This window comes from Faecalibacter sp., assembly GCF_057177045.1.
In genome coordinates, this window is record NZ_CM169987.1 from 763,591 (window position 1) to 785,742 (window position 22,152).

At 32.3% G+C, this 22,152-nt stretch carries 26 protein-coding genes and 2 pseudogenes; 12 read left to right on the forward strand and 16 right to left on the reverse strand.

All coding sequences use genetic code 11. The annotated features are described in order from the left end of the window. Positions 1-424 precede the first annotated feature (424 nt). The 3 genes and pseudogenes from AC1QSP_RS03450 to AC1QSP_RS03460 form a co-directional block, all read left to right on the forward strand. Positions 425-961 (forward strand): hypothetical protein, encoded by a 537-nt coding sequence (locus AC1QSP_RS03450; protein ID WP_484079802.1) that lies wholly within the window; start codon positions 425-427, stop codon positions 959-961. Between the two features lie 13 nt (positions 962-974). Further along, positions 975-1,355 (forward strand): hypothetical protein, encoded by a 381-nt coding sequence (locus AC1QSP_RS03455; RefSeq protein ID WP_484079803.1) that lies wholly within the window; start codon positions 975-977, stop codon positions 1,353-1,355. A 210-nt stretch (positions 1,356-1,565) separates the two neighbouring features. After that, positions 1,566-1,736: pseudogene (locus AC1QSP_RS03460) on the forward strand (hypothetical protein); the annotation flags it as partial. A gap of 336 nt (positions 1,737-2,072) precedes the next feature. Here AC1QSP_RS03460 and AC1QSP_RS03465 read toward each other — a convergent pair. The 7 genes from AC1QSP_RS03465 to AC1QSP_RS03495 all read right to left on the reverse strand — a co-directional run bounded on the left by AC1QSP_RS03465 (position 2,073) and on the right by AC1QSP_RS03495 (position 6,659). Continuing rightward, on the reverse strand, positions 2,073-2,366 hold the full coding sequence (locus AC1QSP_RS03465; protein WP_484079804.1) for a GIY-YIG nuclease family protein: 294 nt from the start codon (positions 2,364-2,366) through the stop codon (positions 2,073-2,075). A gap of 258 nt (positions 2,367-2,624) precedes the next feature. After that, complete coding sequence (locus AC1QSP_RS03470; protein ID WP_484079805.1) at positions 2,625-2,918, reverse strand: GIY-YIG nuclease family protein; 294 nt, start codon at positions 2,916-2,918, stop codon at positions 2,625-2,627. 571 nt (positions 2,919-3,489) lie between these two features. Further along, positions 3,490-4,191 (reverse strand): hypothetical protein, encoded by a 702-nt coding sequence (locus AC1QSP_RS03475; RefSeq protein WP_484079806.1) that lies wholly within the window; start codon positions 4,189-4,191, stop codon positions 3,490-3,492. A 339-nt stretch (positions 4,192-4,530) separates the two neighbouring features. Continuing rightward, entirely contained in the window at positions 4,531-4,728 is a 198-nt protein-coding gene (locus AC1QSP_RS03480; protein WP_484079807.1) for a hypothetical protein, read from the reverse strand. Positions 4,729-4,905: 177 nt separating this feature from the next. Further along, positions 4,906-5,739 (reverse strand): hypothetical protein, encoded by an 834-nt coding sequence (locus tag AC1QSP_RS03485; protein WP_484079808.1) that lies wholly within the window; start codon positions 5,737-5,739, stop codon positions 4,906-4,908. Positions 5,740-6,002: 263 nt separating this feature from the next. Beyond that, positions 6,003-6,290 carry a WYL domain-containing protein gene (locus tag AC1QSP_RS03490; RefSeq protein WP_484079809.1) on the reverse strand — a complete coding sequence of 96 codons (288 nt, stop codon included), beginning with the start codon at positions 6,288-6,290 and terminating at the stop codon, positions 6,003-6,005. 6 nt (positions 6,291-6,296) lie between these two features. Next, the gene (locus AC1QSP_RS03495; RefSeq protein ID WP_484079810.1) at positions 6,297-6,659 is read right to left on the reverse strand and encodes a hypothetical protein; all 363 of its coding nucleotides are present in this window, start codon (positions 6,657-6,659) and stop codon (positions 6,297-6,299) included. Positions 6,660-6,840: 181 nt separating this feature from the next. On the opposite strand from AC1QSP_RS03495, the pseudogene AC1QSP_RS03500 reads away from it, so the two are divergent. Continuing rightward, positions 6,841-7,380 (forward strand): annotated as a pseudogene (locus AC1QSP_RS03500) (ferrochelatase); the annotation flags it as partial. Positions 7,381-7,463: 83 nt separating this feature from the next. Here AC1QSP_RS03500 and ytxJ read toward each other — a convergent pair. Beyond that, positions 7,464-7,793, reverse strand: a complete 330-nt coding sequence (gene ytxJ / locus AC1QSP_RS03505; protein WP_484079811.1) for a bacillithiol system redox-active protein YtxJ — start codon at positions 7,791-7,793, stop codon at positions 7,464-7,466. 199 nt (positions 7,794-7,992) lie between these two features. On the opposite strand from ytxJ, the gene AC1QSP_RS03510 reads away from it, so the two are divergent. Continuing rightward, entirely contained in the window at positions 7,993-9,441 is a 1,449-nt protein-coding gene (locus AC1QSP_RS03510) for an FAD-dependent oxidoreductase (protein WP_484079812.1), read from the forward strand. Positions 9,442-9,452: 11 nt separating this feature from the next. Here the strand turns inward: AC1QSP_RS03510 and AC1QSP_RS03515 are convergent, their stop codons facing one another. Next, positions 9,453-10,340: a helix-turn-helix domain-containing protein gene (locus AC1QSP_RS03515; RefSeq protein ID WP_484079813.1), complete on the reverse strand. Its 888-nt coding sequence runs from the start codon at positions 10,338-10,340 to the stop codon at positions 9,453-9,455. A 117-nt stretch (positions 10,341-10,457) separates the two neighbouring features. Between AC1QSP_RS03515 and AC1QSP_RS03520 the strand changes: the two genes are divergently transcribed. The 6 genes from AC1QSP_RS03520 to AC1QSP_RS03545 all read left to right on the forward strand — a co-directional run bounded on the left by AC1QSP_RS03520 (position 10,458) and on the right by AC1QSP_RS03545 (position 16,239). Next, positions 10,458-11,873 (forward strand): aldehyde dehydrogenase family protein, encoded by a 1,416-nt coding sequence (locus AC1QSP_RS03520; protein ID WP_484079814.1) that lies wholly within the window; start codon positions 10,458-10,460, stop codon positions 11,871-11,873. Positions 11,874-11,897: 24 nt separating this feature from the next. Next, complete coding sequence (locus AC1QSP_RS03525) at positions 11,898-13,448, forward strand: GMC family oxidoreductase (RefSeq protein WP_484079815.1); 1,551 nt, start codon at positions 11,898-11,900, stop codon at positions 13,446-13,448. Positions 13,449-13,640: 192 nt separating this feature from the next. Next, positions 13,641-14,150 (forward strand): DUF4269 domain-containing protein, encoded by a 510-nt coding sequence (locus tag AC1QSP_RS03530; protein ID WP_484079816.1) that lies wholly within the window; start codon positions 13,641-13,643, stop codon positions 14,148-14,150. Between the two features lie 427 nt (positions 14,151-14,577). After that, positions 14,578-15,045, forward strand: coding sequence for a hypothetical protein (locus AC1QSP_RS03535; RefSeq protein ID WP_484079817.1), 468 nt, complete (start codon positions 14,578-14,580; stop codon positions 15,043-15,045). Positions 15,046-15,218: 173 nt separating this feature from the next. Then, positions 15,219-15,383, forward strand: a complete 165-nt coding sequence (locus AC1QSP_RS03540; RefSeq protein ID WP_484079818.1) for a hypothetical protein — start codon at positions 15,219-15,221, stop codon at positions 15,381-15,383. 157 nt (positions 15,384-15,540) lie between these two features. After that, the gene (locus AC1QSP_RS03545) at positions 15,541-16,239 is read left to right on the forward strand and encodes a DUF1826 domain-containing protein (protein ID WP_484079819.1); all 699 of its coding nucleotides are present in this window, start codon (positions 15,541-15,543) and stop codon (positions 16,237-16,239) included. Positions 16,240-16,361: 122 nt separating this feature from the next. On the opposite strand, the gene AC1QSP_RS03550 is transcribed toward AC1QSP_RS03545, so the two are convergent. After that, positions 16,362-17,015, reverse strand: a complete 654-nt coding sequence (locus tag AC1QSP_RS03550; RefSeq protein WP_484079820.1) for a hypothetical protein — start codon at positions 17,013-17,015, stop codon at positions 16,362-16,364. Between the two features lie 286 nt (positions 17,016-17,301). Between AC1QSP_RS03550 and AC1QSP_RS03555 the strand changes: the two genes are divergently transcribed. After that, positions 17,302-18,624 (forward strand): metal-dependent hydrolase family protein, encoded by a 1,323-nt coding sequence (locus tag AC1QSP_RS03555; protein ID WP_484079821.1) that lies wholly within the window; start codon positions 17,302-17,304, stop codon positions 18,622-18,624. A gap of 21 nt (positions 18,625-18,645) precedes the next feature. Here AC1QSP_RS03555 and AC1QSP_RS03560 read toward each other — a convergent pair whose 3' ends face one another. From AC1QSP_RS03560 to AC1QSP_RS03585, 6 genes are read right to left on the reverse strand one after another with little or no spacing between them, the layout of a single operon-like run. Continuing rightward, positions 18,646-19,107: an OsmC family protein gene (locus AC1QSP_RS03560; protein WP_484079822.1), complete on the reverse strand. Its 462-nt coding sequence runs from the start codon at positions 19,105-19,107 to the stop codon at positions 18,646-18,648. 8 nt (positions 19,108-19,115) lie between these two features. After that, positions 19,116-19,658: a hypothetical protein gene (locus AC1QSP_RS03565; RefSeq protein ID WP_484079823.1), complete on the reverse strand. Its 543-nt coding sequence runs from the start codon at positions 19,656-19,658 to the stop codon at positions 19,116-19,118. Positions 19,659-19,700: 42 nt separating this feature from the next. Continuing rightward, the gene (locus AC1QSP_RS03570; protein WP_484079824.1) at positions 19,701-20,414 is read right to left on the reverse strand and encodes a lycopene cyclase domain-containing protein; all 714 of its coding nucleotides are present in this window, start codon (positions 20,412-20,414) and stop codon (positions 19,701-19,703) included. A 1-nt stretch (position 20,415) separates the two neighbouring features. Further along, on the reverse strand, positions 20,416-20,871 hold the full coding sequence (locus tag AC1QSP_RS03575) for a sterol desaturase family protein (RefSeq protein WP_484079825.1): 456 nt from the start codon (positions 20,869-20,871) through the stop codon (positions 20,416-20,418). Then, positions 20,868-21,311 carry a hypothetical protein gene (locus AC1QSP_RS03580; RefSeq protein ID WP_484079826.1) on the reverse strand — a complete coding sequence of 148 codons (444 nt, stop codon included), beginning with the start codon at positions 21,309-21,311 and terminating at the stop codon, positions 20,868-20,870. The genes AC1QSP_RS03575 and AC1QSP_RS03580 overlap by 4 nt, the downstream gene beginning before the upstream one ends. Then, a complete protein-coding gene (locus AC1QSP_RS03585; RefSeq protein ID WP_484079827.1) occupies positions 21,308-22,150 on the reverse strand; it encodes a phytoene/squalene synthase family protein in 843 nt (280 codons plus the stop codon). Before AC1QSP_RS03585 ends, AC1QSP_RS03580 begins: the two co-directional genes overlap by 4 nt. Positions 22,151-22,152 lie beyond the last annotated feature (2 nt).

The following is a 22,152-nucleotide window of genomic DNA, read 5'->3' on the forward strand; positions in this document are numbered from 1 at the left end:
TGATGCATTAAATGTTATAATTTTACCCTTTAACAAGTATAGAATAAACAAATTTATCATTGTAATAAAGATTTACTATTCTTAAATAATAAAGAGAAAGCGCTTCATCTACAGCTTCTTCTTAAAAATTATTTTTATTATTTAGAGTAACAAATTTCACTTGTTTATCTTCTTCATTTACATCAAATGAATTAAAAAAAAGAATAACCACAAGTATGTATTTAATATTTATGAATACAGAAGTTAGTGCAACTAAATAATACGCAAAGCAAAATAATATTAGAAAGTGTTAATTAAAAATAGTTCTATAAACTAAGTATATTAAACGTATAATATCGAAAAGACAAAATTTAAAATTGAAACAAAGCATTTGGATAGAATACTAAAAATACTTGAAAGCAATCATGTCAAGAAGCTATGTTTAATGCACTCTAAAGTTGGAAAATGTATTCGTAATTCTGGTAAACTTACAGATGTACAAAACAACAGATATGGATATATTGGAAAAATTGGAAAAGTATTGGTTTATGAAATGCCATTTCATAGTGCTTCTATAGCCAATAAAGAGCAATATTATCAATTGCTTATAGATGCTATTAAACCTAGACAAGAAATTAATTCAATACAAGAAACAAAAAAAGTTGCTCTAGAAATTAAACCTGAAAAAGAATTCATACTTCCAAGTCATGGAAATTCGATTACGGAAAATGATATTAAAAAAAAGACATTACGTATCACTGTAGATTTAAAAGATTATTTTCCAACTCGTGATGCTATCATAACCATCCAAATTGGAGATGAAAAATTTAACTCAAAATATTCATTAAAAGAAGAACGTTCATCCTTATTAAAATTAGATGAAGAGATGATTCGTCTTTTGAATCTAAAACCAAATCAACGATTAAAATTTGAGATTATATCAAAAAACAATCATTATATATTGAGTAAAATACAACATTAAAATACTATAAAAAATGAAAAACATTAATTATGCCTATGATTTAGGAAATTTATTTGTAGATATCTTAAATGCAAGAAGTCAACGTTTAAATAACAATGAAGAATTGGATGATGAAAGATTTATCTTTTTGCGCTTCAACGTTGATCATATCGCACAAGGAGAAGGTCCAGACGTTATGGCATTTAAATACGATGCTAAATTTGATGGTGACAAAGAATTAGAATTAACAAAAGAGGAAGAAACTAAAATTTGTCAAAAAACTTATGACACCCTTAAAGAAGTTTATCATGATGTAATTGAACTTTTACAATCATACTATCAAAAGAAAATTGATGAGGATCAATTACAAGAACAACTAATGGAAATTGCAGAAAAAGAAGCTGAATTACAATAAACCATAAAACCTCTATAATTATAGAGGTTTTTTATGATTATAAAGTTACTTATATATAATATTTACTTTTTTAATAACAAATCAAATAGAGCAGATCATAAATCAGGTAGCAATTCTAAATAATAAAAATGAAGAGATAACAAAAGCTTCTGGATCAAGATTTAATATGTTTAAAATTTGTGGAGTTAATCATTACGAAATACACAATCAGCACTTATTGCCAAGTTATTAAATCCTAACGGTTCTCATCGTTTAAAAGATACTTTCCTACAAGCCTTTAGACAACAGTTAGGAACTGATTTTACAATAAATAATTTCAACTGTAATCAAAAGCATAAATCAAGACTGAAATATCTTGCAATAATAGACGAAAAAAATTGAGATAAAAGACGAATTAGGTAATCTTATTATCTAAAATATAGATTTTCATGGTATTACATTATTTTAGTTTAAATATATCATACAATGATGCCATAATATATTGCGGAAATAATATTTAATTAAGGCATTTTAAGTCTAGATTTGAAAAGTATTTCTTTAATTTTCTTTCACTTCGAGAACCTCAGTGACCGAAAATTTAATAGCGTTCCATGAGCGGAGCTGAAAGGCGATATATAAAAAATTTTACTTTCTACGGTGGCTGAGGCTCTCGAAGCCACATTTTAACTTATTTCTTACCCTTCGAGTGCCTCAGGGTCCGAAATAATAGGAATTATTTCATTTCTTTAAATCTCTATAGGCTTTAGCTATTTCAGTCAACATATCCCTATTACCATTGATCAAAGCCTCTTTCTTTCTCCTACTCCAACCTTGTACTTGTTTTTCTCTATAAAATGCTTCATCAATTCGTGAATATTCTTCAAAATAAATTAATCGAACAGGCAATCTTTTTTTCGTATGATTCGCCCCTTCTCCATTTTGATGTTGTTCTAATCTTAATTCTAAATCTGTCGTGCTTCCAGTATAATAACTATTATCAGAACATAATAAAATATACATATAAGCCTTCATAACTATTTGGTTGATATCTTTAAGTTATAAATTTTCTATCACTTCGAGTGCCTCAGTGACCGAAAATTTAATTGGAAATGAGTGAGAATTTTAGGGTGGCTGAGGCTTTCGAAGTCACATTTTACAATTATTTCTTACCCTTCGAGATCCTCAGGGTGCGAAAAAAAAAGCCAATCGGTGGCTGAGGCTCTCGAAGCCACATTTTAACTTATTTCTTACCCTTCGAGTGCCTCAGGGTCCGAAATAATAGGAATTATTTCATTTCTTTAAATCTCTATAGGCTTTAGCTATTTCAGTCAACATATCCCTATTACCATTGATCAAAGCCTCTTTCTTTCTCCTACTCCAACCTTGTACTTGTTTTTCTCTATAAAATGCTTCATCAATTCGTGAATATTCTTCAAAATAAATTAATCGAACAGGCAATCTTTTTTTCGTATGATTCGCCCCTTCTCCATTTTGATGTTGTTCTAATCTTAATCCTAAATCTGTCGTGCTTCCAGTATAATAACTATTATCAGAACATAATAAAATATACATATAAGCCTTCATAACTATTTGGTTGATACCTTTAAGTTATAAATTTTCTATCACTTCGAGAACCTCAGTGACCGAAAATTTAATTGGAAATGAGTGAGAATTTTAGGGTGGCTGAGGCTCTCGAAGTCACATTTTACTCTTATTCGGTGGCTGAGGCTCTCGATGCCACCATTTTAACTTATTTCTTACCCTTCGAGTGCCTCAGGGTCCGAAATAATAGGAATTATTTCATTTCTTTAAATTTTCATAGGATTTAACTATTTCAGGCAACATATCCCTATTACCATTGATCAAAGCCTCTTTCTTTCTCTTACTCCAACCTTGTACTTGTTTTTCTCTATAAAATGCTTCATCAATTCGAGAATATTCTTCAAAATAAATTAATCGAACAGGTAATCTTTTTTTCGTATGATTCGCCCCATCTTCATTTTAAAGATGTTTTTAATCTTAATTCTAAATCTGTTGTGCTTGCAGTAAAATAACTATTATCAGAACATAATAAAATATACCTATAAGCTCAGAATATTTCAATTTTAATTGAAAACTAAAAAGCCTGTTTCTCAATGAAACAGCCTTTTATATCTTATGATAACGAATACCATTTTTCTTGGTAATAAATTAGTTCTTTTCCTTCGTTAGTATTTATAATTATAGAATTGGCTCCATTTAAAATGGTTAATGTATTCGTAGCTGAGGTATTTACAATGACTACACGTTGACCTACAACACCATCGGTTAAAGTTATGGATTGTGCCCCTGAATTAACACTCACAAAAACCGAACTTTTACCACGTACAGATAAAGTACTTGGAGAAGATACTGTTTCATTATTGATAGAAGTACCGGTTGATCCTTGTACATATAAATTGGTTGTTGGCGCAGAAGTGTTTATCCCCACTTTTCCATCATGTAATATCGACAAACGAGTTGTCAACGTATGGTCATTTCCTGCCCATTCACTAGTTTTAAAATAATAATCTGCCGAATTATTTTGATTACTCGATCCAATATCTGATCTGTATTTTACATCAATTTTTGCAGCTGTTAATGCTCTTGAACCATCATGATTTCCAAAGGCAGCAACATATTCTAATCCTCCCATCGAGTCATTATTATCTGGTTTTATCACTCCTCCGTTCCCTGTTCCAATTCCTCTTGCTTGGATCATTTTAATGATAGGAGCACTTTTTAAAGTGGTTAATGGATCACCTGCGAAAGATTCAATTGTTAGTATAGCTTTTTCAGCTATAACTGCAGTTGATGGTGATTCACTACTTTCCCTCATATTCGATAAATGCAACCTGGTACTTGGAGTATTAGTTCCAAATCCAATTCTTCCATTATCTAAGAAATTAATTTTTTCTCTTAATCCTCTTTCTTTACCATTACCTAAACTTTAAAGATATACACCCGATCGATTACCATTAAAATTTGTTAATGGAATCCAAGGGGTTTGAAATGGAATCCATTGCATACCATTAAAATAATAGTGCCCCGGATAAATCATTCGTTCTACACGGGGATCGGTAGAATTCTCCTCTACATTGGTGACATAGATAAGAGCTCCTGTTTGATTGGCAGTATATGCCGTTGGAGATTTACTAACTAAATTCTCTTTCGTTAATTAGGGTGGGATAATTCCATCAGAAATGGATGATTCGCTTGCTTGACCAACAACATCGAGAGTTGCTTTAGGTTCATTCGTATTTACACCTACTTGTGAGAATGCAGCATTATAGGATAAAAGTAAAAAAGGAATAAAAAGTTTTTTTTTATTGTGGCTCAATATTTTATTCGTTAATAAACACTTAAATACATGCATAATAATGGATTAAAGGAAATTATATTTTATTAATATACCATTAACTACATTCTCAATAAAAATAGCTACGCATGCGATTCGAAATTAACTCAAATGGATCCTCTTCCTTAAGATGTTATATCGATTTGTTCAAGTAAAGTATATTCTTAAAATGTATCACAACAAGCTAAATATTGCCTATTGACCTAAATCTGTAATCTTAACGTTTGAAATATAGATTTGGGCTGCATTTTTCTCATTTTCTGTTGCGATGTAAAAATATTTTTTTGAATTGGGATTACTCATCTCCGTATCAAGTATTTTATAGTCATTCACATAAACTTTCATTTGTTCACCAAATACCGAAATTTTTAACCTCATCACGTCATTGATGAAGTAAGACATATTACTTTTAAGTGAACTTTGTTTTTTTGATGACAATTCATTGCTCGTAAAATTAAACGAATCGAATTGGTAGGAAGCTTCTATGTTTAAAGGATTACGATCCGCTAAATAATAATGCTCATTTGCCGCTTTTTTATAATCAAAGCCGAAGTCTAAAGCGATTTTCTTTTGTCCATCATCTAATACTACGACATCTAATTCGATTGTAAAGTTGGATGGCAAACCATTTGAATTTTTTATTTTGTATGTATTTTGATCAAATAATTTCAACCAACGGCCAGCAAATCCATTGATTTCGGTAACCGATCCCGTTCCATTACTCGTCCATTGTTTTGCCATACTTCCTAAGGCTTCAGATGTAAAATCATCTGAAAAAATCATCTGTCCCGAACGAAAATCATTGGATTTCATCACATGGGTTGGAAAAGGATTATTCTGAACGGATGAGGAACTTGTATTATTCACTTGCGGTAGAATGTCTTTAGATGAATTTGGCTTTTTATGGATAATTTCATTTGCCTTTTTTTCTAATTTTCTTCCAATAGAATTTAAAATTTGAGCCTTTGATGGAATACACCATCCTATCAATGTGACTAAAGCTATAAGTCGTATAATGCGATGATTCATGGATTTAATTGAATTGGTTAAAACACACAAGTTAATGATTTATATACATTTAAACAATTCAATCTTTAATTTAAAACCATTCCATGCTTATTTTATTTCTAAAACTTTATTATCTATCCATAAATTAAAAAAAATCATTCCGACTATCCTTAAATGATAGTGAATGCTTAAAAGATTTGTATTCGAAACATACCATCATTTTTTTATGAATATCAAATTTCATTATGAAGTCGAAACGGCTTATGATTCTTTAATCAACAAAGTCACAATCCAATATTTTTCAGGGGATAATTTTTTACTGACACGAAAACTAACTTTTGATTATGCGCTAGCAGTGATGAATCACTTATTTTTGACACATGAGTTAGAAATTCATTCTGAAATGCAAAAGCACGTAATCCATTATTATAGGGAAAGTTATTACCAATCACATACCAACGTTCCCTACTCTCTTTAATGGCTAAAGGTTCAATTTGTCGAATTTCCGTTTGATTCGAATCATATTTAAGGTATTCGAACTGAATGACCTCTTGGTTCTTAATATGATTCACGACCTCTTAAATAAGGTGTACACCTTTCGGTTGGCGTTCTGATAATAAGAACATACTCGGTAAAGCATTGGTATGATTTAATACAGAAAAAAGTTCATAATAGTCCAAGCTTGTTTCAAGCTGATTCAATTGATCCAGTGAATTAATATAATACCCTTCTCTGCTATTGTATTCTAATGCAATCCCTAATTCTTCTTTGATTCGACGTTTATCCCGATCAAACATATGACATGAGTACTCATTATCAGGATATAGCATCGAAATAAAATGAAAAATGGATTGTTTATTCACTTTAACTTTAGAATGATTCTTGGTCTTAATGAATTGGACCATTCGAACCATTCGTAATAAGGGACTTGTTTTCGTCATACCTATTTTTTTCAGATTAAATACAATATAGCATTTAATCGCAATTTTATTTTAAAATAAACGAGGTATATAGCTCTCCCTAAAACTATACACCTCGAAAAAACAAAATTAAATTAAAGAATTCTCGTGAAATGCATCTAAATCAACGGACATCGATTTACAATGATTCAAACAGGAATATATTTCAATTAAAAGTTTTGCCGAAAGCATACAAGAAAAATTAACGGAAGAATATGATGCGTTACTTTTCTCATATCATGGGGTTCCTGAACGCCATATATATAAAACAGATCCAACGAAAACGTGCAATTTAAATGATTGTTGTAGTCGAACAAATAACCCAAGCCATTTCTTTTGTTACCGTCACCAATGTTTTGAAACAACCAATCAAGTCATCCAACAATTGAATTTACCTCGAGAAAAAGTGATTGTATCCTTTCAATCCCGATTAGGAAAAGACAAATGGATTGAGCCCTATACTGATGTAACCTTAGAACAATTGCCTTCAAAAGGCGTTAAAAAATTGGCTGTGGTTTGCCCCGCATTTGTTTCAGATTGTTTAGAAACTTTAGAAGAAATTGCCATGGAAGGAAAAGATATATTTTTAGAAAATGGTGGTGAACATTTTGAATATATTCCATGTTTAAATGCCAATGACGCATGGGTAGAAGTCATTCATGACTTATGCAAAGAAAAGCTAAATGAATTTTACTTAATATGATCGTTAAAAAACCTTAATCCAGCTTATATCCGATCGTTTATTCAAAAAAAGAGATGTCCAATTGATGTACATCTCTTTTTATTTTATGCATTTAATGAATCTAGAAAAGCTTTAATCTCTTCATTTTTAATTTTTCGATGAGATACATGATACACACATTTCCCTTCTTTAATAATTAAAATCTGAGGCGATTCATGTCTTACTTGGTAGCGCGCTTCAATGGCATTGGAAATTGGACGATAAGTTAATAAATCCAAATATTGCAGTTCCAAATCGCTCTGTTGTAATTGATTCCAAATCATTTGATTTAATTCACATGTTGTACTGTGTTTATATATGATTTGTGGTCTTTGAAATGAAGCTTGATCGATTTCATCTAATTGTTCAATTGTTTGAATATCATGTTTGGTCATGGTCGCTAATTTATCGTTACACTTTGATTTTTATCTTTCAAAGATACAACGTTATCTGTAAAATATACCTTCGAACAAATCAAACATTTGATTCACTTCTCTATGTAATGAAAGCTATTATTCTATTTTAGGAGAAAAGCTCTTTCATTCCCTTTTTTAAAATCGATTCATAAGAATTACTTTTGCAAAAAAGAATCAATTGAAAAAAGCAATCAAGAATTATATCAGTTGTACTTCATGCCATGGCAATGGTATGAAAAGTCAGGGGGTTTCGAAACGAAAGTTACAACGTTATGAATCCGCTTTAGCTCAATTGAAAAATGATCAGCCCATTCCAAATCATTTAAAAAAGCCAACGGCAACATTACAAATTTGTACCGCTTGTGAAGGAACTGGATTAATCGCCTGTGAAACAATTCCAGCATCGCAATCCACATATCCGCACGTGGGTATTATAGGAGCAGGAATTGGAGGAGTTGCTTTAGCCCTTGCTTGTTTGCATCGTCAAATCCCATTTACACTCTTTGAACGCGATCGTGCATTTGACGATCGTTCCCAAGGTTATGGTTTAACTTTACAACAAGCCAGTAAAGAAATGAAAAAGTTTGGGATTTCATCGCTTGAAGAAGGAATAGTTTCTACCCTACATTTAGCTCATACTCACGAAGGAGAAGTTATTGGTCAATGGGGATTACGAAATCTTACCGACCAACAAAAAATTGCCGAAAAAAATAAAAATCGTTCAACCAACATTCATATTGCACGACAAGCTTTGCGCCAGGCATTATTAGATCAATTGGGTGGTAATGATCAAGTCGTTTGGAATCATCGTTTGAAAAGTTTTCATACCGCCGATCAGGTTGAATTAATTTTTGATGTGAATGGACAAGATAAACATTACGAAGTGGATCTTTTGATAGGTGCTGACGGTATCCGTAGTGCAGTACGCCAACAATTGATTGCTGAAGAACTTTATCCATTGCGATATTTAGGATGTCTTGTTGTTTTAGGAATATGTTCTTTGGATAGCATACCTCTCCCACCACACGAGTTATTGGATGGTCACACCGTTTTCCAAACAGCAAACGGAACTGAGCGCATGTATATGATGCCTTATGATAGAAATTCCATTATGTGGCAATTTAGTTTTCCTATAACAGAACAAAATGCAAAAATCATTAGCCTAAAAGGTGCCATTGCCTTAAAAGAAGAAGTAATGAAACGTACGGCATGGCATACGCCTATTCCACAAATTATTGAAGCAACTCATCCTACAAAGATTACGGGTTATCCCGTGTATGATCGTGAAATTTTAAATCCTTCTTATTTAACACATGCTGGACCAGTCACTCTCATTGGGGATGCGGCACATCCTATGAGTCCTTTCAAAGGTCAAGGAGCGAATCAAGCATTATTGGATGCTCTGCAGTTGGCTCAAAAAATTAAAACAATTTACAGCCAAAAGCACGAGGCCATTGCAATTCGCGAGGCCATTTTACAACCTTTTGAGGAAGAAATGATCAAGAGAAGCAGTGTAAAAGTGAAGAAATCAGCAGAGGCAGCACAATTTTTACATTCTGAAATTGTATTAAAAAAAGGGAACGTAACTTTTGGATCTAAGTTCAATTCGAATAAAGATGAATTATAAATTCAAGACGATTAAGAAATTGAATTTAATTCTTTTTTCATTCGTGTAGGAGTTTCATTATACACTTCTTTAAATTTACGGTTAAAATGTTCAACATTATTGAAACCGCTCATATAACTGATTTCAGATATAGTTAATTGTTTCATATGGTTGGTCAACAATTGACGAGCAAACTCTAAACGTTTCTGAACAATAAAGTGATTTGGTGAACATCCAAAATTTTCTTTGAATTTTGAAAATAATTTGGATTCGCTCATGCATGCTATTTTCGCCAAATCACTGATCTTAATTTTTTCTTTAAAATTGGCATTGATATAATTAATGACTTCGTACAAAGGATTATTTTGAGCCAATGATTGATTTAAGATTAGTTTTCTCGCCTTTGATTGTAAAATTAAATAAGTTAATTCTTTCATTTTTAATTGAAAGATGTAATCCAAATGATTCATTTTCTCTTTGATGGATGTACGATCATTTAAAAGGTTGAAGAAACTATTAATCAACAAACCTTCTTCTGAGACAAAGTAGTTTAAAATTTCCTTTTCATCACCACCAATTACATCTAACCAATCTTTATTTTGTAAGCCTGTAATTTCATCATAAAATGAGCTCACAAAATCTTCATCAATGGAAAGTATGGCACATTTGATGGGTTGTTCATAGGAAGCTTCATCAATATCAACTGTTAGAATTTGTTTTTTTTCTGGAATTAAAATTTTTCGAGTTCCAAATTCAAAACATTCATCATTCCATTTTACTTTCTTTTCTCCTTGGATCATCATCGAAATGGATGGATGATCAAAATTAAAATTCATACCCTTAAACGGAACATTTGTTTCATATAAACAAATCTCTCCATAGGGTATACTATACACTGTTTTCTCTTCTATCTTATTCATATGGCAAGTTCACGATCATTTTTGTAGAATAAATCAAACCATTTGTAGAATAAATCAATCGATTACAACTAAAAATGGCAACATTTGGAATAATGAAATTACACAAAATAAATTACAATGAATACATTTTCTTATATCATTAATGGTGTACATAAAACATCTAACGAAATTATCGAAGTAAATAACCCAGCCTCAGGGGAGTTAATTGGAAAGTATTATGCCTCTACTATTGAAGATGTTGAAGAAGCCATTGCGACAGCTAAATCCCAACAAAAAATATGGGGAAAACTAAGTCAAGAAGAACGCGATCAATTCATCCTGCAAATTGCAGATGCCATAGGCTCAAATAAATCGTATTTGGCTGAATGGATTACAAAAGAGCAAGGTAAACCCTTAAATGGTCCTGGTGCTCAATTTGAAATAGATGCTTGTATAGGATGGACACAAGTTCCTGCATCCTTACAGCTTTCGGATGAAATCGTATTTGAAGATGATACCAGAAAAGATGTTTTGAAACGTCTACCTGTTGGCGTTGTAGCTGCTATTACGCCTTGGAATTGGCCATTAATGATTGCCATTTGGCAAATTATTCCATCGATTAAAATGGGAAATACAGTTGTTATCAAACCCTCTGAATATACAACCATTGCTTCATTAGAATTGTTCCGAATCATCAATGATATTTTACCGGCAGGAGTATTAAATGTTATAACAGGAGATGGAAAAATTGGAGCACACTTAACGGCACATCAGGACATTTCAAAAATTATGTTTACGGGTTCAATTGCTACGGGACGACGAATTATTGAAGCATCTACAAAAAATATGGCTCGCTTGACATTAGAATGTGGAGGAAATGATGCAGGAATTGTTTTACCTGGAACAGATATGCATCAAATTGCAGAAGGATTATTTTGGGGAAGCTTTCTAAACATGGGACAAACGTGTGCTGCTTTAAAACGCTTATATGTACATGAAGATGATTTAGATGCAACGGTGGAAGCTTTAACGACTGTTACCAAAAACATCAAAATGGGAAATGGTATCGAAGAAGACGTGTTCTTAGGTCCTTTACAAAATCAAATGCAATATGATAAAGTGAACACCTTATTAGAGCAAACCAAGAAAAACTCTAATGCTAAAATTATAATTCCAAATCCAGAAATTCCAACTCAAGGCTATTTTATTCCTATTACATTGGTCACTGGAGTAGATCATGGAGATGCTATCGTTGATGAAGAACAATTTGGACCTGTATTACCGATTATTACTTATACAACATTAGATGAAGCTATCCGTAAAGCAAATGAATTAGAAGTTGGTTTAGGCGCTTCTGTTTGGGGCACTGATGAACATACACTTGATTCAGTGGCTCAACAAATGGAAGCTGGAACAGTATGGATTAATCAACATGGTGCGATTCATCCATTTGTTCCTTTTGGAGGTGTAAAACAATCGGGATACGGAGTTGAATTCGGTATCGAAGGATTAAAAGCAGTTACGTTACCTAAAATTATTAGTTATAAAAAATAAAATCTAAACCAAAACCACATACAAATGAAAACATACGATTATATCATCATAGGAGCAGGATCTGCGGGTGCAGTAGTAGCTTCTCGTTTAGCTGAGAATAAAGAATTAAACGTATTGATTTTAGAAGCTGGACCTTCCGATATCGCTGAGGAAATACAATCTCCGGCACAATGGCCATTAATATGGAATACGCCTCGCGATTGGGCTTATCATACCGTACCTCAAGAACATGCTGGTAATGTGACAAAATATTGGCCTCGTGGTAAAACTTTAGGAGGATCGAGTGCCATTAATGGAATGATTTATATTCGTGGCGCAAAACAGGATTATGACAATTGGGCATATAAAGGATGTTATGGTTGGGATTATGAGAGCGTCCTACCCTACTTCAAAAAATCAGAAGCTTATGAATTAGGTGAAAACGAAATGCATGGAGGAAATGGTCCTATGACGGTTACGAAAATTAAAGAACCTAATCCGATTTCTATTGCAGCAATCAATGGTTGTAAAGAATTAGGATATCCAACCACAGATGATTTTAATACGAATATATGGGGTGCAGGTTTAAATGATTTGTCTGTAACAAAAGAGGGGATCCGTTGTTCAACAGCAGAAGCTTTCTTAAAACCTCATCTTTCGAGTGAAAATTTAACCATTACGACAGAAGCATTGGTGCATCGTTTGATCATCGAAAACCAACGTTGTGTAGGTGTGGAATATGAAAAAAATGGAGAAATTAATCGTGTATATGCACAAGAAGAAGTTATTTTATCTGCTGGAACCATCGGATCTGCACAAATCTTAATGTTATCAGGTATTGGTGATCGTGATGAATTGAAAGAAGTTGGGATTGATGCGATTCAACATTTACCAGGAGTTGGTAAAAATTTACAAGATCATTTGTTATGCAGTGTTATTTTCGAAGCCAAACAAACGATTGTTCCACCTAAAGCCAATTTATTAGAAGCACAAATTTTCTGGAAAAGTAGACCTGAAATGATTGTACCAGATTTACAACCTTTGTTTATGGCTCTGCCTTACTACGCTCCAGGATTTGAAGGACCTGAGAACGCATTTACATTTTGTGCTGGAATGATACGACCAGCTTCAAAAGGATTTATGAAACTTAAATCCAATAACCCAAAAGATTATCCGATGATCGATCCAAAATATTTATCTGAACAAGCTGATCTGGATGCTTTATATGAAGCCGTAGAACTTTGCCGAAAATTAGGACAAACTGAAGCTTTAAAAGATTGGATGAAAGAAGAAATTTATCCTGGAAAAGATAAATCCAAAGAAGAAGTCCTAGATTATATCCGCAAAGCAGCAAGCACATATCACCATATGACAGGAACTTGCAAAATGGGTATTGATCAAGATGCTGTGGTTGATCCAACGTTAAAAGTATATGGAATCGAAGGGTTACGCGTTGCTGATGCATCCATTATGCCTGATGTTCCTTCAGGAAACACGAATGCTCCAGCTATTATGGTGGGTGAAAAAGCTGCTGATATGATAATGGCAACCTATTCAATCAAACAACATGAAAGCAATCTAACACACGCATTATAATTAATTTATCATTATTAACTCAAACATTAAAAATCCCCAATGGTTATTCATTGGGGATTTTTAATGGATTCTAAATTAATTTATCATTCATCTGAATCAAAATTCTATTCTATTACTAACTGTTAATTGTATGACAGTCTATATTCCTATCTTTGAAATCTGATTATTTAAGAATTATTCTACTCGTGATTTATGAATTTTAAATCGATTGATTATTTGAGTAAAGGAAATCCTTTGCAAAGAAACGTTTACAAAACTTTAATAACGCATCAAATACTTGATAAATTGTCCGATTATAATCCTATTGTTGTCGGCACTATCCCAATTGATATTGCGATTGAAGGAAGCGATGTGGATATCATTCTCGAATGTTATGATACACACCAACTGGAATTAGAAATGCAATCTTTTTTTGGCTTTTATCCTCAATTTAAATGTAAACGAAACCATGAAAAACTTGTAGTTCAATTTACATGCAATGCTCTTCCTTTCGAAATCTATGCAGCTCCGATTTGCACGACAGAACAAATGGGATATTTACATATGGTGAAAGAACATCATCTATTAATTGCAAAAGGAGAAGAATTTAAACAAAAAATCATTCGTCAGAAATCATCCGGTTATAAAACGGAACCCGCATTTTGTAAAGCATTGGGAATAGCAGGTGATCCTTATCTCGAATTACTGAAATATAGCGGTTAAATTTTAGCTAAACCTTGACCCTTTCATCAATTTGGAACAATTGATGTTGATGATGAGGAAACGAAAATTCTATGAAAAAACATTTCTATTTATTGGATTCCTTTTTATTACTCCTTTTTAATACTTTATCATTATATGCTCAATCAACTAAAAAATTAAAATCTTTTCTAAATCAGGACAAGTTTCTTCTAATCAAGAAGTAGTACGGTTACCTTTAGAAATATGGAATGATATGATTCTGATTCATTTAAAAATAAATGGTCATCCTTCTACATTTTTATAGGACACTGGATTTACTGTTTCAGGGATTGATCAAACACTCGTTAAAGAATATGGGTTAAAACCGTTTGGATCAAAAGATAATTCCGTAACCTTACGAGATGGTAATCATCAAACAACTACAGGTCAATTTGCAATTGCCGACCTGATGGAAATAAATACCATACAAATAAAAGAAACACCATTTATCATCTTTGATTCAAAAGCATTAACAATGACAGAGTCGATTCGATTACATGGTGTTTTAGGAGGATCAGTGATTAATCAATTGAATTGGAATTTTAACTTTGATGAAAATTATGTAGAAGTCAGTCAAAAACCATTCGAAATCACAGAAAATTTCTTCAAGCTTCCGTTTGTTATTGATGATTATCAATTGCATTATATGCCCATTACGTTTTATGATATTCCAACTTATGCCCAAATTGATTTTGGTTCTAATGCAGATGAAATTGAAATAAATCTTCAAAATGCTTCAATTTTTTCACGTGCAAAAGCAACAAAAATTTTAGGCTTAAAAACCGTAAGCGTGACAGGTGTTGCTCCAATTGATACAGCATTTACAATTAAAGATCAATACCATTGGACTTTAGGCGGACAAACTTTAATCCAATAACCACGTCTCAATTTTGGTAAAACAAATCGAGAACTGGTTTTAGGCAATCGAATTTTTAGAGATCATTACAATTTGATTATTCAAACTTCTGCAGAAAGGTTTACGCACTTTCACCTCGCCAAAAACCATCAGCAAGTAACACAGATAAAGAATTTGGGTATTTTATATTGAAAATGGATCAAAAGCTAAAAATCGTTCAAATTATTCCAAACGACAATACGGTTAAATATGGCTTGAATCTAATGGATGAAATATTAAAATTGAACGGAAATACAGCAGATGATTTTAAAGATAACTACTCCATCATCAAATTACAACGCGATACAAAAAGCGAATAAAGCACTCCATTTAAAATTGAAAAATGGTAACATTATCGAGATGATTCAATCACCTCAACCATTTGAGTTTAAAAACAATCTTGAATTATGGAACTTATAGCAAAGGTTTTTCCATCATATTTCCAAATAATCATTTATTCCCTTTAATTTTGCAGGCATGAAACTTACACCAAATCCATCACCACAAGTCGAAATTGTAGACTCTTTTCAAGCATTATTTGATCTTGAATTTCATGATCAAGTAAACGCCATAGGATGGATTCGAAGTACTGATGCCGATTTTAAAGAAATTGTAGATCAATTAAAATTAGAAGAGGAAATTACCGAAGTGAGTATGTCCGATTTGTATGCATTGAATTTATCGGTTTCTGGTCAAAAAGCACGTTCCATTATTATCGAAGATTTCAAGAATTTAGAACTACAAGGAGCACAACCTAGTCTCAACCTATTAAAATCTTATCCCATCGACGATGAATTTGATTTTATATCTACTGATGTCTATTCTTTTCATGTTGATCGTTCTCCTGTACCAACAGATACCATTCTCTGTACTTATTATGGCGCATCGAGTGATATTATTCCAAATGAACATGTTATTTTAAAAAAAGATCATCCCGAAATTCGTCAAAAGTTATTGGAAATTTATGAAGGTGATGAAAGTGGGTTTGAATCGTTTTTAACTGAGAATTATTTTGATTTACATTATCATGAATTACCGCATGCACGTCCCTATAATCTCGGGAATATCCATCTTTGGCGTTTAGCGGTAGATCATCCCAATCAAAAAGTAAGACCGTGTGTCCATCGAGCTCCCAAAGAAAATGACAATGAATTGCGCTTACTAATGATATGCTAAGCATCCTCATTTAATATATTAAAGATGGTAAATCATTATATCATTTAATTTAAAACATCGCTGCTGAGCTGTATCATTGTTAATTTTCTTCATTCCCATGAAAACAATTTTTAAACTTTTAGTTAATTAATAGCTTTTATTTTCTGAATCAACTGATGCAATAATCGATCATCATATACTATTCCCAATTGATTTTGGTGTAAATCTTGAAAAAATTCTAATATTTTTTCATCATCTGGATTTTGTTTTAATAATTCGATCAATTGAAGATTGTATCGATAATATTCGTGTCTCGCACTAGTTCCATTAACACGAATTGGATCCCAGTCATTCCAAAGTATATCATCTAAGATTATAAATTTGCGCAAATCCTCGGAATTAGATATTATTTCTTTAATATTTGCTTCATAATAAAATAGGGTTAACGCACTTTCCACGTAATGGATAACGACCATTTCGGCACCATCTAAATAATCGAATAATTCATTTAATTTTTTGACTAAAATAAGACCAATTGAAGAATCTGTTGGGTTTCCCTTTATCATTTGGATAAAATCCAACCAGCTGCTTGTGACATCCAACTCATTTATAGTACGATTTATTGGAGTGTTTAATGCTTCTTTAATTTGTTTAAAATGAATGGGTAAGTTGGATGCGTATTTTTCCAAATAAGAAAATAATAACTCTAACCATGTTAATTTCAATGATTGTGGTACACTATCGTATATTTTCTGGATAAATATTGGATCAGAGGTAAAATCGATGCTTTTATTCATAGGATTAATTTTCATTAACAAAACTAATATACAATATAGCCAAAACATGACGCTAAATTTTATCTATAGTTATTATACATCAAAACTTCACGATTTGTTTTTGCCACAAGTACACTTTATCAAAATTTTGTCTTCAATAAATCATTCATCTAATGGTAGGATAAACCTATACTCCTACTATAAAACTCAATTTCATTAAGTAATCATAAAATATCAACAACCTCCTCTAAATCAACAGATCATATCATTATAAAATTGTATCTTAATACTTTCCTAAATCAACACAATGAAAATTAAATTACTTTGGGTTGCAGTTTTACTTCAGTTTCAACCCATTTCCGCCCAAGAAACCATTATCATTGAGAATGTACGCGTATTAGATCATGATACACAAACATTATCCTCACCGCTTTCCGTTTTGATTCGAGGCCAACTGATACAAAAAATAAGTAATTCGAAAATTCATATAAAAGAACAACCTGTCACACTGATTAATGGTCAAGGAAAAACATTAATTCCGGGATTAATTGATGTACATGTGCACTTAGTATTTGGTGCATTAACAATGCAGGAATTAATGAATCCTAATCTTTCAGAAAATGATATGATGCGAAAGGTTACTCATAATGCTGAAGCGATGTTAATGCGTGGTTTTACTAGTGTACGAGATGCAGGAGGTCCCATATTTCCTCTAAAATCACAAATTGATCAAGAGAAAATCAGAGGTCCTAAAATTTGGCCATCTGGAGCTACAATTAGCCAAACAGCAGGACACGGGGACTTTAGGACACCCAATGAACGTTCTAGACGATTTTTTGGCAAAGCTTCACGTGCAGAAGAAATGGGAGCGACATTTATAGCCGATGGTCGTGATGATGTCTTAACCGCAACGCGCGAAAATCTTCGTTTTGGAGCCAGTCAGATAAAATTAATGGCTGGAGGTGGAACATCTTCTGCATATGATCCTATTGATGTAACGCAATATACGCTAGATGAGATGAAAGCTGCTGTTGAAGCTGCAGAAGATTGGGGAACATATGTTATGGTACATGCCTATACTCCACGTGCAGTGCAACGCGCAATTGAGGCTGGTGTAAAATCGATAGAACATGGTCAAATGCTAGACGAAGAAACCCTACAAATTATGGCAAATAAAGGGATATGGTTGAGTTTACAAAACTTAATGGACAATCATGAACATATGGACCAATTAAGAAAAGAGAAACGTCAACCTGTTTTAGAAGGACAAGAAAAAGTTTGGCCATTAGCTAAAAAATTGGGTGTAAAACTCGCCTGGGGAACTGATTTTTTGTTTGAACCAGAAATGAATAAAGATCAAAATACGTATATCTTACGATTAAAAAAATGGTTCACGAATGCAGAAATATTAAAAATGATTACGAAAGATAATGCCGAATTGCTTCAGCTCTCAGGTCTTAGAAGTCCATACCCTGGACTAATGGGAGTGATTAAAGAAAATGCGGTTGCAGATCTAATTCTTGTTGATGGGAATCCATTAGAGCATCTGGAATTATTAACGCAACCCGAATCGAAATTCTTGCTTATCATGAAAAATGGAAAAATTTACAAAAACATCCTTCAAAAATAATAGCCTCTATTAAGAGGCTTTTTAAATGACTATTATGGGGTGATGCTCGATCTCAAAGTTGCATGAATTAGCTATAAAACACAATTGACGTGCTTCGCAATGCAGGGCAATCGCTTTAGCCCAATTCTTTTCATCTTTAATTGTAACGGTAGGATTTAAAATGGCTTTTATAATTTTACCACTTCCGTCAGGAAATACTTCTAAAATAGCTTCTGCATGATCATGATAATGTAAAACTTCAATTTGATTTCGATCACAACAATATAGATAAGACATCATGTGACAAGAGGCTAGACTACTAAGTAAAAGGTCTTCTGGATTATAAAGTGTTTGATCCCCCTTAAAAGATTTAGCTGCAGATATTGATAATGGAGTTTTATGCTCAATTTCAATCACATGATTTTTGATGGCTTTTCGGTTCAATTTCAATTCGAAATCTGATTTCTTTTTCCAGTCTAGATGGGCTGTAAATGTATGGATCACTTTGTAAACTATTTCTTTTCGAACAAATATAATTTCTTTCCTGAGTGCATATCGTTATTTATTAGATATCCTTCTAAAACTAAATTTTTATTGGAAACATCAATAATGGTGATGTAATTTTTTCCATTGTATTCGATGTAATTTTCTTTTTCACGTGTGGATGGATTTTTACCAAAATCAAATTTATATTTTACCCAATTTTCTTTAGAATCAGCACAATGCAAAGGCTGAAATTTATCTTTCTTGGATTTAAAAATTAAAATTGATTCAGTTTCATTACAAAACGATTGAAATGACACATTCGGTTGACGTTCATTAGAATATTCTTCAAAACTTCCGTTATAAATTCCGACCAGTTTCCATGTCCCATTCAATCGATCTTTGTCAATTTTCCCATTCGCTTTGCTTACCGCCCAACTAATTCCTTTCACCGTTCCTTTAACGACACCAATACCTGCTTTTGCAACAGTAGTTACCGCTTTAGTCGCTGTAGAAACGATACATGCTTGTAAGAAAACGCCCATCGTAAGGACAACTAATAATTTTTTCATACTAATGGTTTAAACCATAATTTACAAAAAAAATAGTAATTATTAAGAAGTTATTGAATTTTCAATCCTCTCCTTTGATTTTTTGAATTTCGTAAAGAAATAAATGTTCCATAAAAATTGAGCATATCCATAGACTGCATCTTCAATTGGAATAGTACCCATCCTAAGGTTTAAAAATTCATTGGAATTGTAATTAACAATGGGAGATTCTAATCCTGTACCTGTTAAAATACCATTAACAGGGAAAAAACCTAACATTAAGACAAAGAATATGAAGGAAGCTTGACCAATCCATTCTTGTTTAGCTATAAAATGAAAGTAAATGACTGAACAGATTGTTACAATAGCAGTGACCATTGTATACGTACGATCAAAATAAAGCAATGCCACAACTGCACAAACGATGGTTGTGATGAAAACAATAATGTTATTAAATGCATTGAATAAACTTAAATCGAAAAATTTCGTCAAACAGAAATAGGTGAAAACGCAAGAAAATGGAATACAAATAAAAAATAACCATTCCTCAAAGGGTAATCCTCCTATTCGCCATCCTATGACATAAGCATCATTAAACCACCAGACTCCTATTTTCGTAAAATAAATGTCCCATAGGATAAATGGAATTGCAACTATAATACTTGCTTTAGCAAAGGTTCCAAAGTGACGATTAAACTGAATTCTACGATCAAAAGAATAAATAAAACAAATGATTATCGTAAAAAAATTAATCAATAAATAGGTATACGGCTGCATATTATTTGGATGGTTTAAAAAACATTTTAAAATATTTTATTGGAACGAATAAGAATCCAAAGCATTCACCATCTTCCTTTCCTATGTATTTGTGATGTTGTTTGTGGGCTCTTCTTATCGCTAAAAAATAAGGATTTTGGGTATTTCTAAAAATTTTGATGCGTTGATGAATAAAGATATCATGTACGAAGAAATATGCCATACCATAGAGTGTGATTCCTAAACCAATATAAAACAAATAATTATACCCTTGTAAAGCACCAAAATAGAATAATGCAATTGCTGGAATGGCAAAAATAACGAAGAAGTAATCATTTTTTTCTAAATGGCCTGGCGTACTATGGTCATGATGATCCTTATGCAATATCCATAAGAATCCATGCATCACATATTTATGGATTAACCAAGTCATGGGTTCCATTAGAGTAAATACCAATACAACGATTAAGAAATTCATTTTAGAATTGATTTTATAGCGTTAGATAGTTCAGGAGATTGGACATTTTTTAAATGGTTTCTCAGAAAAGTTTCGTCTTCTTTGAGCTGTTTTGAATAGCCTAAAAATTGAGGTGCATTCTTTTGGATGGAATACCTTAAAAATCGAATTTCTACGACATTTTGATCCAATTGAATGGCATTTTCAAGATTATTTTTTCCTTTTTTAAATGTATTTAGTTTAGAAATTGGATTAATCACATGATTGGCCCAAATGGTTTGATAGGCACCTAAATAGGCTTGATATAAAGGCGTTTTATGATTATTTTCCAATTGCTTGATCATTTGCTCACAAACTGATTTATCATTTACAGCTTTTGTATAATTTGATCGAAGCTCATTTAATGTTTGTCCAAAGGCAACCAATCCAAAAAATAAAAAGGCTATTATATTTAACTTCATTGAATCGTATTTGCGATTTTATAATTTAAATAACATCCCAGCAGCATGGAAACTTTTCTTGAATCAGGAATACGAATTCGTTCATTCAATATCCTTTGTGCAGGTGTCGATTGAATCTTATTAAACAATGAATAATAATATTTATATGCTAAATATACACCAAATCGAGAGGTAATTGGTAACTTTTTAATTCCAACCAAAGCCTCATGAAATTCTTCTCTTATATCCGCTTCAATCGATTTTTTAATTCCATCATTAAATTGCGTTAAATCTACTTCTGGGAAATACGTACGGCCTAATACATGGTAATCATCTTTTAAGTCGCGTAAAAAATTAATCTTTTGAAACGCTGACCCTAATTTCATCGCATATGGTTTTAATTCATCGTATTTTTCTTTGTTTCCTTCTACAAATACATGTAGACACATTAAACCAACCACTTCTGCCGATCCTAAAATATATTCCTTGTATAAATCGCTATTGTATTCCAATTTCTGAAGATCCATTTTCATACTTTTCAGAAATTGATCGATCAATTGATACTCAATACCATATTGATGCACCACATCTTGAAAACAATTGATAACTGGATTTAAAGATATTTTACGATCCAAAGCCATTTTAGTTTCCTGTTCTAATTCATCCAATAATCGGCGCTGATCGTAACCATGAAAACTATCGACAATTTCATCTGCAATACGTACATATCCATAAATCGCATATATCGTATGACGCAATGTAGGATGCAATGCTCGAATTCCCATGGAAAAACTTGTGCTGTATTTTTTAGTAATTACTTCACTGGTCTTAAACGAGATATCATCAAATAATTTTTTCATAA